13 protein-coding genes are annotated in these 16,216 nt (G+C 71.4%); 7 read left to right on the top strand and 6 right to left on the bottom strand.

Going from position 1 to position 16,216, the window contains the following annotated elements; all coding sequences use genetic code 11:
- Positions 1-67: 67 nt before the first annotated feature.
- On the bottom strand, positions 68-1,858 hold the full coding sequence (locus tag K3N28_RS05580; RefSeq protein ID WP_228091497.1) for a carbohydrate-binding module family 20 domain-containing protein: 1,791 nt from the start codon (positions 1,856-1,858) through the stop codon (positions 68-70).
- 379 nt (positions 1,859-2,237) lie between these two features.
- Between K3N28_RS05580 and K3N28_RS05575 the strand changes: the two genes are divergently transcribed.
- Both K3N28_RS05575 and tilS read left to right on the top strand, forming a co-directional pair.
- The gene (locus tag K3N28_RS05575; RefSeq protein WP_228091496.1) at positions 2,238-3,347 is read left to right on the top strand and encodes a zinc-dependent metalloprotease; all 1,110 of its coding nucleotides are present in this window, start codon (positions 2,238-2,240) and stop codon (positions 3,345-3,347) included.
- On the top strand, positions 3,340-4,308 hold the full coding sequence (gene tilS / locus K3N28_RS05570; protein ID WP_228091495.1) for a tRNA lysidine(34) synthetase TilS: 969 nt from the start codon (positions 3,340-3,342) through the stop codon (positions 4,306-4,308). The genes K3N28_RS05575 and tilS overlap by 8 nt, the downstream gene beginning before the upstream one ends.
- 467 nt (positions 4,309-4,775) lie before the next feature.
- On the opposite strand, the gene hpt is transcribed toward tilS, so the two are convergent.
- Positions 4,776-5,411 carry a hypoxanthine phosphoribosyltransferase gene (gene hpt, locus K3N28_RS05565; RefSeq protein WP_228091494.1) on the bottom strand — a complete coding sequence of 212 codons (636 nt, stop codon included), beginning with the start codon at positions 5,409-5,411 and terminating at the stop codon, positions 4,776-4,778.
- Positions 5,412-5,775: 364 nt separating this feature from the next.
- Here hpt and ftsH point away from each other — a divergent pair, with 364 nt between their 5' ends.
- Together ftsH and folE are read left to right on the top strand one after the other, a co-directional pair.
- Positions 5,776-7,686, top strand: a complete 1,911-nt coding sequence (gene ftsH / locus K3N28_RS05560; RefSeq protein WP_374209710.1) for an ATP-dependent zinc metalloprotease FtsH — start codon at positions 5,776-5,778, stop codon at positions 7,684-7,686.
- Positions 7,687-7,794: 108 nt separating this feature from the next.
- Entirely contained in the window at positions 7,795-8,436 is a 642-nt protein-coding gene (gene folE / locus K3N28_RS05555; RefSeq protein WP_228091492.1) for a GTP cyclohydrolase I FolE, read from the top strand.
- 112 nt (positions 8,437-8,548) lie between these two features.
- On the opposite strand, the gene K3N28_RS05550 is transcribed toward folE, so the two are convergent.
- A complete protein-coding gene (locus K3N28_RS05550; protein ID WP_228091491.1) occupies positions 8,549-9,163 on the bottom strand; it encodes a hypothetical protein in 615 nt (204 codons plus the stop codon).
- Positions 9,164-9,322: 159 nt separating this feature from the next.
- Between K3N28_RS05550 and K3N28_RS05545 the strand changes: the two genes are divergently transcribed.
- Entirely contained in the window at positions 9,323-9,895 is a 573-nt protein-coding gene (locus K3N28_RS05545) for a hypothetical protein (protein WP_228091490.1), read from the top strand.
- A 73-nt stretch (positions 9,896-9,968) separates the two neighbouring features.
- Here the strand turns inward: K3N28_RS05545 and K3N28_RS05540 are convergent, their stop codons facing one another.
- The 3 genes from K3N28_RS05540 to K3N28_RS05530 all read right to left on the bottom strand — a co-directional run bounded on the left by K3N28_RS05540 (position 9,969) and on the right by K3N28_RS05530 (position 14,040).
- Positions 9,969-11,126, bottom strand: a complete 1,158-nt coding sequence (locus K3N28_RS05540) for a DNA polymerase III subunit delta' (RefSeq protein ID WP_228091489.1) — start codon at positions 11,124-11,126, stop codon at positions 9,969-9,971.
- Positions 11,123-13,252: a dTMP kinase gene (gene tmk / locus K3N28_RS05535; protein WP_228091488.1), complete on the bottom strand. Its 2,130-nt coding sequence runs from the start codon at positions 13,250-13,252 to the stop codon at positions 11,123-11,125. Before tmk ends, K3N28_RS05540 begins: the two co-directional genes overlap by 4 nt.
- A gap of 116 nt (positions 13,253-13,368) precedes the next feature.
- Complete coding sequence (locus K3N28_RS05530; RefSeq protein ID WP_228091487.1) at positions 13,369-14,040, bottom strand: TetR/AcrR family transcriptional regulator; 672 nt, start codon at positions 14,038-14,040, stop codon at positions 13,369-13,371.
- Positions 14,041-14,479: 439 nt separating this feature from the next.
- On the opposite strand from K3N28_RS05530, the gene mshA reads away from it, so the two are divergent.
- Positions 14,480-15,715: a D-inositol-3-phosphate glycosyltransferase gene (gene mshA, locus K3N28_RS05525; RefSeq protein WP_228091948.1), complete on the top strand. Its 1,236-nt coding sequence runs from the start codon at positions 14,480-14,482 to the stop codon at positions 15,713-15,715.
- A complete protein-coding gene (locus tag K3N28_RS05520; protein ID WP_228091486.1) occupies positions 15,712-16,194 on the top strand; it encodes a YbjN domain-containing protein in 483 nt (160 codons plus the stop codon). Before mshA ends, K3N28_RS05520 begins: the two co-directional genes overlap by 4 nt.
- Positions 16,195-16,216 lie beyond the last annotated feature (22 nt).

Below are 16,216 nucleotides of genomic sequence, written 5' to 3'. Positions count from 1 at the left end.
GCCGCGGCGGACTCGCAGGTTTCAGGGCCCGGAAGCACGGCTTCCGGGCCCGTTGCGGTGCTCGGGGTTACGCGATGTTCCAGGTCTGGTTCAGCTCCAGGCAGCCGGTGCTCGGCACGGTGGCCGTGCGGTTGCCGATGGACTCCCAGGTGTGGCCGCCCGAGGAGCGGACGATGACGTACTTGTACTGGAACACGGTGCCGGCCGGAATGGCGACGGTGCCCTTCCAGACCGGGTACGCCGCCCCGGACAGGTGCCCCGAACTGACCGGGGTCCAGTTGCCGAGCTGCGGGATCGAGCCGACGATGTACACCTCGTCGCCGACGTTCGTGCCGGAGACGGTGGCGCTCACGTCGACGCAGTCCTTCGTGGTGCCGCCGTTGCCGCCGCCCGGTTCGCCGACGTGGATCGCCAGCGCGGTCTTGGCGGCGACGGTGGCGGTGAAGGCGCCGCCGGAGACGGTCACGGTGGCCCCGGAGATCACGTCGGCGTACGAGCCGTTCGGCAGCGAGGTGGTGAAGGTGCGGGTGATCGAGGAGGAGCCGGCGTTGACGACGACGTGCCCGGCGTCGCCGCGGCCGAAGGCGAGCGCGTCGCCCGCGCCCCAGGTGTGGACGACCGCTTCGCCGGCGGTGGCGGCGCGGAAGCCGGCCATGCCGCTCAGGTACGGCGAACGGTGGATGCAGGTGAAGGCGTCGGCGCCGCAGCGGACGTCGGCGACCGAGCCGTCCGCGTTGAGCGGCGGGCCGTCGGTGTGGCCGGAGAACGCGTAGCCGGTGTAGGACGCGGGCGTGCCGAACGGGTAGGCGAGCATGAACGCCTCGCCGAGCAGGTAGTCCTGACCGTGCTTGTAGCTCATGGTGAGAGAGCCGCGCTCGGTGTCGTGGTTGGCGACGAAGACGCCCGCGGGCGAGGTGTAGCCCCAGTTCGTGCCCATGGTGGTGAGGTGGCGGGCCTCGGAGCCGCCGTTGATGTGGTTCTTGAGGTCGTAGGCGTAACCGAACTCCTGGACCTCGCCGATGCCGGTGTACTCGGCCTCGGTGATCGGTTCGCCGGCGGCGCCGATGACCTCCTGGACGATGTACGGGTCGCCGTGGACGAGGTCCATGATGGCGCCCAGGTCGGTGGCGGACATGTGCTTGGCGGCGTCGACGCGGAAGCCGGCGACGCCGAGGCCCATGAGGTCGTTCAGGTAGCCGGCGATGGTCCGGCGGACGTCGGCCTGGGAGGTGTCGAGGTCGTTGAGGCCGACGAGGTGGCAGTTCTGGACCTGGTCGCGGTCCTGGTAGTCGCGGATCTCGCAGTACGCGGAGCCGGTGTTGTGGAAGTCGGAGGCGTCGTAGCCGGCGTCGGGGTAGTGGAACTGGCGGTATTCGCTGCCGTTCCAGCCGCGGCGGGTCTCGGTGGCCGAGCCGGCGGCCATGTGGTTGATGACGACGTCGGCGATGACGCCGATGCCGTTGGCCTCGCAGGCGGCGATCATGTTCGCGTATTCGGCGCGGGTGCCGAGGCGCGACTCGATCTCGTAGCTGACGGGCTGGTAGTGGATGTACCAGGCGTCCGTTTCACCTGGTGAGGCGTGGGAGCCGAGGATGTGCTCCTGCGGCGGGGAGGTCTGGACGTAGGTGTAGCCGGAGTCGGCGAGCGGGCCGGCGCATTCGGCGGCGATGGAGTTCCAGGTCCACTCGAACATGTTGAGGATCGAGTCGCCGCCGGAGACGGCGGCGGCGGGCTCGGCGTCGAGCGGCGGCGGCGCGGCCGGCGCCGTCGGGGCGACGGCGGCGGTGATGGCGGCGACCGCGAGCACCGCGGCGCCGGCGGCGGCGAGGGTGCGCCGCGCGGGGTTGGTGTGAGGCATCGTTGCTCCCTTTGCAATTTCTGCCCGCAAGAGTGCAAGATATTGCGGACTTGAGAAGAACCTAACATCGAGGCTCGAGAAGTTTCAAGATGTTCGATATTTGAATTCGTGAGATCACGGATCGTGAGGGCAGGGCGAGCGGGGAGGCGACGGATCGACGCGGCCCGAGGGGAGGTGCGGCCGAGCCGGGCGGCAGCGCCCGGTGAGGCGTCGGTCCGCGGGCCGCGTCGCCACGTCCGCGGCGGCGGACCGCGAAACGGCGAAGGGCCGGCGCCGGGTGCGCGCAGGCACCGCCGCCCGGCCGGCCCTGATCCAACCGGTTCAGGGCGTCTTGCGCGCGTTAGTGGCGCGATGACTGCGCTGTGGATAGGCTTGGCCGATGGCGCCGCCCGGAAACCAGATGCTGCCGTCAGTCGACTGGCAGACCGCCGCCTCCTGCTCCCGGGCCTTCAGCCGCGGCGGCCCGAGCATGAGCCGCGAAGGCGCCCTCGACGTCGTCGCCGACCTCCATCGCCACGCTCACAAGGCCATCGACCTCGTCACGGACTACACCGGACTCGTCCCCGAGACCACCGCGCCCGTCGACGTCGTCGACCGCGTCCGCTGGAGCCAGATCAACATCGCCGGGTTCCGCCGCCTCCTCAACGAGCTCGGCGCCGACGAGCCGGGGCCGAGCCTCCCGGTCTCCCCCGCCGCCAAGGTCACCGGCGTCCAGGCCGGCGCGGTCCTCGCGTTCCTCTCCTCGCGGGTCCTCGGCCAGTTCGAGACCTTCTCGACCGAGTCCGGGCGCCTGCTCTTCGTCGCCCCCAACATCGTCGAGGTCGAACGCCGCCTGCGGCTCCCCTCGCGCGAGTTCCGCCTCTGGATCGCCGTCCACGAAGCCGCCCACCTCACCCAGTTCACCGCCGTCCCCTGGATGCGCGGCCACTTCCACGGCCTCATCCACACCTTCTTCGACGCCGCCGAACCCGACCAGTCCTCGGCCGCCGGCCTCGCCCGCGCCGTCCGCCGCGCCCTCGCCTCCGCCCGCGAGGAGGAGCGCCCGGGCGACCACACGCCCGAGCACACCGGCACCGACGTCATGGCCGCGGTCACCAGCCCCGAACAGCGCGAGGCGATCTCCCAGATCCAGGCGCTCATGACCCTCCTGGAGGGCCACGCCGAATCCGTCATGGACGGCGTCGGCCGCACCTCCATCAACCACGTCGCCCTCCTGCGCCGCCGCTTCGACCGCCGCCGCGCCAACCCGACGACGCTGCAGAAGTTCGTGCGCCAGCTCCTCGGCCTCGACGCCAAGATGCGGCAGTACGCCGCCGGACGCCGCTTCGTCGACCACGTCGTCGCCGAGCACGGCGTCACCGGGTTCAACCGCGTGTGGGAACGCCCCGCGAACCTGCCCACCGAGACCGAGATCGACCACCCCGAGCAGTGGATCGCCCGAGTGGTGCGGCAGGACGGACCGCGGGCCCTCGGCACCGCGCATGGCTAAGCTGCCGCCTCCGGTGGCGCGGCTGCGCGTCGCCGTCCAGAGCGGCCTCGCCGATCTGCCGCCGGGCGCACTCGTCCTCGTCGCCTGCTCGGGCGGGCCCGACTCGCTCGCGCTCGCCGACACGCTCGCGTTCTGCGCCCCGCGCATGGGGCTGCGCGCCGGGCTCGTCACCGTCGACCACGGCCTCCAGGACGATTCGGCCGAGCGGGCCGCGGAGGTCGCGTCGTGGGCCGCGAGCGCGGGATTCGAACCCGCGGCGGCGCTCACGGTCGAGGTCGGCCTCGACGGCGGACCGGAGGCCGCGGCCCGGACCGCGCGGTACGCGGCGCTGGACGAGGCCGCGCAACGGTACGGCGCGAGCGCGATCCTGTTGGGGCACACCAGAGACGACCAGGCGGAGACCGCGCTGCTCGCGCTCGCGCGCGGTGGCGGGCCGCGCGGTGTGGCCGGGATGCGGGCGGTGCGCGGGATCTACCGGCGGCCGCTGCTGGGGATCGCGCGGACGGACACGCACGCGGCCTGCGCTGAACGCGGGCTCAAACCGTGGGCCGACCCGCACAACACCGACCCGCGCTACCTGCGGTCGGCGCTGCGGCCGGCGATCGACGTGCTGGTCGAGACGCTCGGCGAGGGCCTGGTGGCGAACCTGGCGCGCACGGCGGCGCTGATCGCCGCCGACACCGACTATCTGGACGGGCTCGCCGGGGAGGCGCTGGAGGCGTGCCGCGTCGCGGGCGGGTTGGACGCCCAGCGGCTGGCGGCGCTGGCCGCGCCGATCCGGCAGCGGGCGCTGCGGGCCTGGGCCCTGGAGTCGGGCGTGAGCGGCGCCGAGTTGAACCATCGGCATCTCGACGCGGTGGACGCGCTCGTCGCCCGGTGGCGCGGGCAGGGACCGACGTTCCTGCCGGGCGGGATCGAAGTGCGCCGCGAAGGCGGGCGGCTGACCGCGGTCACGTTGTAGCGGAGCGGCGGTTGACGGCGGCCCGGCCGAAGCGAAGCGGCGGTTCTGGGGGCAGCCCGAATACGGCTGGGCCGCTGGGTTCCGGGTCCCCGGTTTTCCAGTGTGCCCGCGGGGTGCGACCTTGCCGGGCAGGCGGGATGCGGGCGGCGCGGCGCGTCTCGCGCCGCCGGATCCGACCCCCCCGATGTCGAAGTGCGCCTCCGGGGTCCGACAATCCGATGGCGGGGCCTCAGCGGTTCCGCTTATAGCGAAATACAAGGACAGGCCGTCGCGCTCCGCCTCGCCGCCGGCGCCGAACGACGAGCGACGAGCGACGAGCGACGAGCGACGAGCGACGAGCGACGAGCGACGAGCGACCCTGCGGCGTTCTGGGAGCAGCGACGAGCGGCCTGCGGCGTCCGGGGAGAGCGGACGACCCGCGCACCGCGCGGGCCGTCGGGGTCGATGGGGGCGGGAGGGCCGGGGCCTTACTTCTGGTAGACCTCGGGCTTGAGCACGCCGACGAACGGGAGCTCGCGGTAGCGCTCGGCGTAGTCGAGGCCGTAGCCCACGACGAACTCGTTCGGGATGTCGAAGCCCAGGTACGTCACGGGGATGTCCACCCGCTGCACGCCCGGCTTGCGCAGCATCGAGACCACCGACACCGAGGCCGGATGCAGGCCGTCGAGGTACTTCAGCAGCCACGACAGCGTCAGCCCGGAGTCGATGATGTCCTCGACCACGAGGATGTGCTTCCCCGCCACGTCCGAGTCGATGTCCTTGAGGATGCGCACGGTCCCCGAGGAGGTCGTGGAGCTCCCGTACGAGGAGAGCGCCATGAACTCCATCTTCACCGGCACGCTCAACGCCCTCGCGAAGTCGGCCATGAACATGACCGCCCCCTTGAACACGCCCACGAGCAGCAGCTCGTCGCCGTCTTTGAGGGCACCGTCGGCGAAGTCGGCCGAGACGCGCGCGCCGAGTTCGGCGACCTTCGCTCGGATCTCGTCCTCGGTGATGATGGTGCGCTCGATCTCCTCGGCGTACCACGAATCAGGATCGAACACCGCGTCCCGCGCTGCAGCGGACGGGACGGATGCTGGGCTGGCTAGCTCCGACGTCATGTAACAAGGGTGCCACCCGTTCGCTCGCGACGCAGGCTTGGGTGGGCGAACTCAACCCGCCGTGGTACTAATTACGGTCTATCGACGGGGCGGGCAAAGGGCGGTATCCGGCGCGAAGCGCCGTCTTCACGGCGCTGACGCAGCGGGACGTCGCACGGCCGCACCGTGTACGTTCGAGTTGTCAATGCCTTACAGCCCAGGAAACCCTGTAAGGCCGCGGTGAAGCTCGCCAACCGCGCGATGAGGACAACCTCACTCTCGAAAACGTGACGAACGCAGCAGGAGGAAACGAGTGGTCGACGCCGGGAGACCCACACCTGAGCGGAAGCGGTTCTTCCGCCGGCCGCTCGTCTGGATCGTGCTCATGGCCCTCATCGCGGTCTTGGTCGCGAGCTTCTGGTCCGGTGGCTCCGACTACGAGGAGGCGAAGACCTCCGAAGTCCTCACCGACATCAACAACGGCAACGTCGAGGAGGCCAACCTCCTCGACAAAGAGCAGTTGATCCAGATCACGAGGACGAACGGCGAGCAGGTCGAGGCGTTCGTCCCCTCCGGAATGATGGAGACCGTCGCCGCCGAGCTCGAAGAGGCCGGCGTCGAGTTCGACACCGAGGTCAACGAGACCTCCGTGTTCGTGTCGTTCCTGCTGAGCCTCCTGCCGATCGTCCTCATCGTCCTGCTGCTGCTGTTCTTCATGTCGCAGATGCAGGGCGGCGGCTCCCGCGTCCTCAACTTCGGCAAGTCCAAGGCCAAGATGGTGTCCAAGGACACCCCGAAGACCACGTTCGCGGACGTGGCCGGCGCCGACGAGGCGGTCGTGGAGCTCGAGGAGATCAAGGACTTCCTCGCGGACCCGAAGAAGTACCAGGAGCTGGGCGCGAAGATCCCCAAGGGCGTCCTCCTGTTCGGACCCCCCGGCACCGGCAAGACCCTTCTCGCGCGCGCCGTCGCCGGCGAGGCGGGCGTCCCGTTCTACTCGATCTCCGGCTCCGACTTCGTCGAGATGTTCGTCGGCGTCGGCGCCAGCCGCGTCCGCGACCTGTTCACCCAGGCCAAGGAGAACGCGCCCGCGATCGTGTTCGTCGACGAGATCGACGCCGTCGGCCGCCACCGCGGCGCCGGCATGGGCGGCGGCCACGACGAGCGCGAGCAGACCCTCAACCAGCTCCTGGTCGAGATGGACGGCTTCGACACCCGCGGCGGCGTCATCCTCATCGCCGCGACGAACCGCCCCGACATCCTCGACCCGGCCCTGCTGCGGCCCGGCCGCTTCGACCGCCAGATCCCCGTCGACGCCCCCGACAAGGAAGGGCGCCGCGCGATCCTGGCCGTGCACGCCAAGGGCAAGCCGTTCGTCCCGAACGTCGAGTTCGAGACCATCGCGCGCCGCACCCCCGGCTTCTCCGGCGCCGACCTCGAGAACGTCATCAACGAGGCGGCGCTGCTCACCGCCCGCCGCAACGAGAAGGCGATCTCGCTCGACGCCCTCGAAGAGGCCATCGACCGCGTCATCGCCGGACCGGAGCGCAAGGGCCGCGTCATGGGCGACGACGAGAAGAAGATGACCGCCTACCACGAGGCCGGGCACGCGCTCGTCGCCCACGCGCTGCCGCACGCCGCGCCCGTCCACAAGCTCACGATCCTGCCGCGCGGCCGGAGCCTGGGCCACACGCTGGTGCTGCCGGTCGAGGACAAGTACACGCAGACCCGCTCCGAGATGATCGACACGCTCGCGTACGCGCTCGGCGGCAGGGCCGCCGAGGAGCTGGTCTACCACGACCCGACCACGGGCGCGTCGAACGACATCGAGAAGGCCACCAAGGTCGCCCGCGCGATGGTCACCGAGTACGGCATGTCCGCCAAGCTCGGCGCCATCAAGTACGGCACCTCCGGCTCCGAGCCGTTCCTCGGCAAAGACTACGGCCACCAGCGGGACTACTCCGACGACGTCGCCGCCATGGTCGACGCCGAGATCCGGGCGCTCATCGAGCTCGCCCACGACGAGGCGTACGCGATCGTCACCGAGTACCGGGACGTCCTCGACCAGATGGTCGTGGAGCTCCTGGAGAAGGAGACGCTGGACACCGAGGACCTGGCCCGGATCGCGGCCCGCGTGGAGAAGCGCCCGCCGATGGCCCCGTTCAACGGCACGGCCTCCCGCAAGCTGGGGAGCCCGCCCGTCTCGACCCCGAACGGCTCCAAGCCCGCCGCCGAGGGCCCTGAAGAGGGCATCGAGATCGGACCGGCCACCGAGGGCTCCGGCCCGCAGGCCTAGCCGGCGAAGCGATACGAGGGCCCGTCTCCACGGTAGGCGGGCCCTTTTCGTGTTCCTCTGGTCACGAACCCGCCCGGGGTTGTCGGGGGCGGACCGTAAGCTGGGGCGATGGCTGAACTCGACAACCTGGCCGCGCGCCTCATCGACGGCCGCATCAACGGCAGCCCCGTTGAGGACGCGGTCGACCTGGCGCGGATCGAAGCCGCCGTCAGGGAGATCCTGGAGGCGATCGGCGAAGACCCCGACCGGCCCGGGCTCAAGGAGACCCCCCGCCGCGTCGCCCGCGCCTACGCCGAACTCTTCGCCGGCCTCCGGGTCGACCCCGCGGAGGTCCTCAAGACCTCCTTCGACGAGAACCACAACGAGCTCGTGCTGGTGCGCGACATCGACGTGCAGTCCTTCTGCGAGCACCACCTGCTCCCGTTCACCGGCGTCGCCCACGTCGGCTACATCCCCGGCCAGGCCGGGCAGATCGCCGGGCTCTCCAAGCTCGCCCGGCTCGTGGAGGTCTACTCGCGGCGCCCGCAGGTGCAGGAGCGCCTGACGAGCCAGATCGCCGACCAGCTCTTCACCTCGCTGGAGGCGAGCGGCGTGATCGTGGTGGTCGAATGCGAGCACACGTGCATGTCGATGCGCGGCATCAGGAAGCACGGCTCGACCACGGTGACCTCGGCGGTGCGCGGCATCCTCCAGTCGGACGCGCGCACCCGCGCCGAGGCGATGGCGCTGCTGCGCGGCACCACCGGCTGAACCGCCCGGCGCCGGCATCGAGGCGAGCGAAAAGGCCGGATGCGCCGCGCATCCGGCCTTCGCCATGAGGGTGAGCGAGTCCAGGGGTGTCCAGGTCTCGGAACGCCCGTCGTTAGATGACCTGACCGGTCTGCGACTGGAAGGAGTCGCCCTCCGGCGTGGCCTCGGTGTGGACGGTGTCGAGGAAGCCGTCCTCGTCCGAGTCGCTCAGCACGGTGTCGGCGGTGCCGTCCGCGTTGGCGTCGACGGAGATCTCGTCCACGAGGCCGTCGGCGTTGTAGTCGGTGGCCACGGTGTCGGTGTAGCCGTCGTTGTTGGTGTCGGTGGCGACCTGGTCCACGTAGCCGTCGGCGTTGGAGTCGACCGAGACCTGGTCGGTGTAGCCGTCGCCGTCGGTGTCCGACTCGAAGGTGTCGAGGAGGCCGTCGCCGTCGGTGTCCGAGGCGTAGGACTCGACGGAGCCGTCGCCGTCGGCGTCGACCATCAGCTCGTCGGAGATGCCGTCGCCGTCGGTGTCCAGCGCGATGCCCTCGGCGTCGCCGTCGCCGTCGGTGTCGATCATGGTCATGCCGTCGGCGGAGATGGCCTCGTCCTCGTAGCCGTCGCCGTCGATGTCGAAGGACTCCTCGACCGTGCTCACGGCGGTGTCGTCGTAGGTCTCCTCCTCGGCGGTGTAGTCCTCGGCGGTGACGTCCTCTTCGACCGCGGCCTCGTCGTACTCGCTCATCGCTCTTCCATCCTTAGTTGAGAAGTGTTCCGTGCTTGTGAGGAGAACTTTACGACCACCGCGAGGGCCGTGAATCCCCAGACCGTGCCAACCCCCTATGCTTTTCTCCAGTCCCCCTGGTACCTGCTCGCCCCATTCGGTCAGGAGTTCTCGTTGGGCTTGTCAGACAATGCCTTCGACGTCCCCGAGCCGCCTCCTGCGCTGATCCCGGTCCCTGCGGCCAGGGCGTTCGACCTGCATTCGTCCCGGGTGGTCCTCGGCGCGGCGGGCGGCGGGTGGCAGTTCGACCTGCGCGCGGACGACCCGGTCACGCGCGACGGGATGCTGGTGGTGCCCTTGATATCCGAGGCCGACTACTACCGGGCCGTGGACGGCGACGGGGACGCCTACGCGAGCCTCGTCCCGGCCGAGGACGTGTACGTGCAGCGGCCCGAACCCGGCACGGGGTCGCCGCGGCCGGGGTACCTGATCGAGCGGCTGTCGGACCCGGACTCGCCGCCGGTGCGCCGGCCCTACCCGGCCTCGGACGTGCCGGGCCTGATCGGGCGGCGGGTCTGGTACTGGACGGACGGGGCCTTCAGGGACGATTTCCGTTGCGTCTCCGAGCCGTTCGAGATCGACGGGGACTTCTGCGTGCGCGTGGTCGAGGAGCGGGCCTGGTACCGCTGGCAGCGCACGGGCACGATCCCGAAGGCCGAGGACGCGTACATCCAGCACCTGTGGACGCAGTGACCGGCCGGGCACGAGCCCGCGAATCGGACGCCTCGGGGCCCCGGTTCCGCAGTGGCGCCGAGGTGTGCGGGCCCTAGCTCTGCCAGAGCCTCGTCATCATCGCCTCCACCGCGATGCGGGGGCGCACGTTCGCTTCGATCGCCTTGCGGCACTCCAGGATCGCGTCGATCCGCCGCAGCAGGGACTCGGCGCTGAGCCTCGCGGCGGCGGCCCTGGTCGTCTCGGCCATGTCCGGGTGGATCGGGTTCACGCGCGCGCCGAACCCGGCCGCGAGCGCGTCCCGGTAGAACGCGGCCAGGTCGACCAGCGCCCGGTCGAGGGAGTCGCGCTGCGCCCGCGTGTCGCGGGTCTTCTGGCGCTTCTCGAGCTCCTTGAGCGCCGACGCCGAGCCGCGCGCCGCCTTCGACGCGCCCTTTCCGGTGCCGCCCTTGCCGAGCGCGGTCTCCAGGGCCTCCTTCTCGGCGGCGGACTGGTCGGTGTACGTCCCGGCGGCCTCGGCTTCGGCGGCCTCGATGAGTTCGACGGCGGCGGTGAAGCACGCGCCGAGGCCGGTGAGGCGGCGCGGGATCTGGAGCACGTCGTGGCGTTTGGCCCGCGCCTGCGGGTCGGTCGCGAGCCGCCGCGCCCGGCCGACGTGCCCTTGGGCGGCGGCCGCGTAGAGTTCGGCCTCGCGCCGATCGAGGCCGTCGCGTGTGACCAGGAGGTCGGCGATGGCCCCGGCGGGCGGCTGGCGCAGGCCCATCACGCGGCAGCGGGACCGGATGGTCACCGAGATCTCGGCGGGGTTCGTGGACGGCGCGCACAGCAGGAACACGGTCCGAGCGGGCGGTTCCTCGACGGCTTTGAGCAGGGCGTTGGCGGCGGCCTCGGTGAGGCGGTCGGCGTCCTCCATGATGAGGACCTGCCAGCGCCCGGCGTTCGGGACGCGTCCGGCCTCGAGGATGAGGCCGCGCACCTGGTCGACGCCGAGCGAGAGGCCTTCGGGGATGACGCGAGTGACGTCGGGGTGGGTGCCGCCGAGGACGGTCCGGCAGGTGTGGCATGCGCCGCAGCCGCCTTCGGGGCACTGGAGGGCCGCGGCGAACGCGACGGCGGCGGTGGAGCGGCCGGAGCCGGGCGGCCCGGTGAAGAGCCACGCGTGCGTCATGCCGGTGCCGCGGGCGGCTTCGGCGAGGATCCGCCGCGCCTCGTCCTGGCCGACGAGTTCGTCGAAGACCCCGGGGGCGGTCACGGTCGTCCGGCCTCCTCGGCGACGGCGTCCCAGCCGTAGTCGTCGGCCTTCTCGGCCCTGGGGCTGTCGAGTCCGGGCCAGCCGGAGTCGGCCCGGGCGGTCTGGGTGCGGATGTCGAGGCGTTCGGCGACGGCGTCGCGGACCTGCGCGGCGATCTCGTCGGGGGTGCCTCCGGCGGGGACGACGAGGTAGCGGTTCGGTTCGGCCGCGGCGAGGTGGAGGAACGTCTCGCGGACCTTCTCGTGGAACTCGAGCTCCTCCTGTTCGAGCCGGTCGCCGTCGCCGCCGGCCTTGGCGCGGCGGAGGCCGGCCTCGGGGTCGACGTCGAGGAGCACCGTGAGGTCGGGCTTGAGGCCGCCGGTGGCCCAGGTGGAGACCCAGGCGATGTCGTCCTTGCCGAGGGAGCGGCCGGAGCCCTGGTAGGCGATGGAGGAGTCGATGTAGCGGTCGGAGACGACGACCGCGCCGCGCTCGAGGGCGGGCCGGACGACCTTCTCGACGTGCTGGGCGCGGTCGGCGGCGTACAGCAGGGCCTCGGCGCGCGGGCCGGGGGCGGAGTCGCCGCCGGAGTCCAGGACGAGGCTGCGGATGCGCATGCCGATGTCGGTCGCGCCGGGCTCCCGGGTGAGGACGGCTTCGTAGTTGCGGAGTTTGAGCCACGCGGCGAGCTTGACGGCCTGGGTGGACTTGCCGGCGCCTTCGCCGCCTTCGAAGACGACGAAGAACCCGGAGCCGGCGACCGGGTCGGGGGCCGTGAGGGGGCGGCCGCGCAGGGAGGACCACAGGTCGGCGAGGACGGGCACGCCCGGTTTGTCGTCCATGGACTTGAACGCGGTGACGCCGAGCCAGACGACGAGCGCGGCCGCGACGAACAGGAGGATGCGGCTCATCGAGACCTCGACCTTGGTGAAGCCCAGGTCGAGCTGCCGGGCGGCGTGCCAGCCGGCGAGCGGCGCGGAGATCGTCATGGCGAGCATGAGGATGACGCGGGCGGCGACGGCGATGAACGCGAACATGCGGCCGCGGATCTCGTCTTCGGTCTCGCGCTGGAGCAGCGTGATCCCGGCGAGGAAGGCCATCCCGGCGCCGAGGCCGATGACGACCGAGCCGAACGCGGCGAAGACCATGTGCGGGGCGACCGCGTCCAGGGCGAGGCCCGCGCCGGCGAGGACGATGCTCATGCCGAACCAGCGCAGGCGGGAGAGTTCACCGATGAGCTTGGGGCCGAAGGCGATCCCCGCGCCGAGGCCGAGGAACAGGAACACCGCGAGGGTGTAGAAGGCGGCGTCGCCCGCGCCGAGGGTGCTGGCGTAGACGGTGCCGACGCCGATGAGGACGCCCGCGCCGCTGAACGCGCCGAGCATGCCGACGATGAGGCCGCGCACGCGTTCGGCCGAGCGCATGTAGCTCCAGCCTTCGACGAAGTCGTGCCAGACGCTGGTGGTCTTCGCGGCGAACTGGCCGTAGCGGCCGGAGATCTGCGGGATGAAGAAGTAGACGGTGACGGCGAGGATCGCGAACATGGCCGCGGTCAGGTAGAGGGCGATGACCATCGGCTCGGCCCAGCTGCCGAGGTTCGACCAGACGTTCGAGCCCCGTTCGAGGACGGCGAGGACGGCGAACGCGAGCGGCGGGGCGAGCCCGTAGGTGGTGGCGAGGCTCAGCTGGTTCGCGGCCTCGTACTTCTCCGGCGGGAGCAGGTTCGGGACGGCCGCCTCCTTCGCGGGCGACCAGATGAGCACGGCGCCCTCGATGCACAGCTGCGCGACCGCGAGCCAGGCGACGGTGAACGCGGTGGAGTCGGTGATGAGGTAGACGGTGGGGACCGAGCCGATGAGCAGGAACCGCGCGATGTCGCAGGCGGCCATGGTCTTGCGCCGGTCGAACCGGTCGGCGAAGACGCCGGCGACGGGGCCGAGCAGCAGGGACGGCAGCAGGCGGAGCACGATCGTGGCCGAGAACGCCGCGCCTTTGGCCGCGGGGTCGTCGAACAGGGACTGCGCGAACCCCGCGGTGGCGAAGATCGCCAGCCAGTCGCCGAACGACGCCAGACCGAGGACGGTCCACAGGCGCCTGAAGGGGCGGATCCGCAGCACCGTCTGGATGTCGCCTAGGGTGTTCGCCATGCTGCTCCTCGAAAGTAGAAGACCGCACCGGGTCGACTACGAGACTAGTCGGCCCGGCACGGCCCTACGTCCCGGCGCGGTCGGTTGAGTGGCCTGCGACAGGCCGGTGGCGACGCCTACGGCAGGCGGCGCGCGAGGTAGTCGCAGACGACGCCGTTGGCCTCGGCGATCGAAGCGGCGCAGCCGTCGGGGTCGCGACGGAACGCGAGCCTGACCAGGGCCTGCCCGGTCTCCACGGCGACGGTGACGGTCTTGGTGAGTTCGTCGTCCCCGCCGATGCCGAAGCGGTGGGCGAGGCCGGCGAGGATCTGGTCGGCGATGACGTCGCCGCCGGTGGTGACGGCGTCGGCCCGGCCCGGGTCGATGGCGTCGGCCAGGTGAAGCACCCGGAAGCCGGGCGCGGTGCGGTACATGTGGACGTATTCGGCGATGGCGGCCTGGACGCCGTCCCGCCAGTCCGCGGGCGGCTCGGCGTCGAAGCGAGCGGACAGGCGCTCGAAGTACAGGTCGATGTAGCGCTGGCTCAGGGCTTCGGCGAGCGAGCGCTTGTCGCCGAAGAACTGGTAGACCGAGCCGATGGCGACGTCGGCGCGCTGGGCGATGGCGGTGGTCGAGAGCCGGTCGTAGCCGACCTCCTCGATCAGGTCGGCGGCGGCGTCGAGCATGCGGCGCACGCGCGCGGCCGAGCGTTCCTGGACGGGCAGGCGGCGCAGCGAGTGCGCCGTCCCGATCTTCGACACCGGTGACATCGTGGGCTGCCTGGCGGCCGGAATGGTGGCAGTGCTCATGGTGTTGTCTCCCCCCTGGTGATGACAAGTATCCCCATCATGGACGACTTGCCCGGATTTGAGCCTCATTCCCGGCCGTGTCGCGAGAGAAATTCCGGCTTCACTCCACGGAGGGTGTTCGGCACGCAACGCGAGGTCCGTGTCGGTTCATGGCTTGACGGATTGCGGAGTTCGTCACTCTCGCGGTTGCGGCGGTTGTGCGCGAACACCCCCGCACGGAAAGATTGCGAGGGTTTTGCGTGTTGCTTGAGGGGACGCCATGCGCATGTACGGCTCGCACGCGTCACGCATGTACGGCTCGCAAGCCTCGTCCAGAGGGCGAATCGATGGCTCGCAAGCGTGGCCGAGACGCCGCGCGGGAGAGGACTGACACGTGAATCAACGGCGCACCCCGGCCTTCCGGGCCCGATGTCGCAAACAGGCCGTCCGCCGCGTCGCGATGGTCTCCGTGCACACGTCACCGCTCGCGCAGCCCGGCACCGGCGACGCCGGCGGCATGAACGTCTACGTCCTCAACACCGCCCGCGAGCTCGCCCGCGCCGGCGTCGAAGTCGAGGTCTTCACGCGCGCCACCAGCTCCGAGGAGCCGCCCACGGTGGAGGCCGCGCCCGGCGTCCTCGTCCACCACCTCCCCGCCGGCCCCTTCGAGGGCCTCTCCAAGAACGACCTGCCGACGCAGCTGTGCGCCTTCACCGGCGGGCTCCTGCGCGCCGAGGCCCACAACCGGCCCGGCCACTACGACCTCATCCACGCCCACTACTGGCTCTCGGGCCAGGCCGCGGGGGTCGCCGCCGACCGCTGGGGCGTGCCGCTCGTCCAGACCTTCCACACCCTCGCGAAGGTGAAGAACGCCCAGCTCGCCGACGGCGACAAGCCCGAGCCGATCGGCCGCGTCGTCGGCGAGGAGCAGATCACCACCGAGGCGGACCTGCTCATCGCCAACACCGCCGCCGAAGCCGCGGAGCTCCACCGCTACTACGGGGCGGACACGCGCCGGGTCGAGGTCGTCCACCCCGGCGTGGACCTCGGGGTCTTCCGGCCCGGCGACCGCTACGTCGCCCGCCAGGCGCTCGGCCTGCCGCACGACGCGCTCGTCGTCGCGTTCGTGGGCCGGATCCAGCCGGCGAAGGCCCCGGACGTGCTCCTGCGCGGCCTCGCGCGGCTCCGCGTCCACGACCCTGCACTGGCGCGGCGGATCGTGCCGGTCTTCGTCGGCGGGCCCTCGAACACCGACCTGTACTGGCTGCCGAAGCTCGCCGGCGAACTCGGGCTCGGCGACAAGGTCCAGTGGCGGACCCCGCGCTCGGGCGAGGCGCTCGCCCAGGTGTACCGCGCGGCCGACGCCGTCGCGGTGCCCAGCTACAACGAGTCGTTCGGGCTCGTGGCCCTCGAAGCGCAGGCCACGGGCACGCCCGTGATCGCCGCGAAGGTCGGAGGGCTCACCACCGCCGTCGCCGAAGGCGCCTCCGGGCTCCTCGTCGACTCCCACTGCCCGGACGCGTGGGCCGCGGCCCTCGGCCGGCTCCTCGGGGACGGGGCCCTGCGCGAACGCCTCGCCGCCGGAGCGCGGCAGCACGCCGCGCGCTTCTCGTGGCAGGCCACCGCCGAAGGCCTCGGCGGCGCCTACCGCCGCGCGGTCCAGATGCGGTCCCAGGCGATTACGCTGAACCGGTGATCGAGCAACTCAAGGCCGCGTTGGACGAGATCGGCGTCGACTACCGCGAGGACGGCCCCCGCTCAGTGGTCGTCGCGCTCCCCGGGCGGCGCAAGCTGAACATCGCGTGCGGCCTCGTCGTCGAAGACCACGCGCTGCGCGTCGAGGCGTTCGTGGCCCGCCGACCCGAAGAGCGCGCGGAGGCGGTCTGGGCGGAACTGCTGCGCCGCAACGGCAGGCTCTACGCCGTCGCGTTCGCGACCGACGAAGCCGAGGACATCCACCTGGTCGGCCGCCTTCCACACGCCGCGATCGACCCCGCCGAACTCGACCGCGTCCTCGGACAGGTCCTCGAAGCGGCCGACGCGAGCTTCAACGTGATCCTCGAACTCGGCTTCAAGTCCTCCATCGAGGAGGAATGGCGGTGGCGGCTCGCCCGCGGCGAGTCCACCAGGAACCTCGAAGCCTTCGAGCGCCTCAAGCCCCGCGACGCCGAATGACCTTCGCGCCGCGCCGCTGCGG

This window comes from Glycomyces sp. TRM65418 (assembly GCF_019710475.1).
Lineage (GTDB): Bacteria > Actinomycetota > Actinomycetes > Mycobacteriales > Micromonosporaceae > Glycomyces.
This window is presented reverse-complemented; position numbering and strand designations above follow the sequence as displayed.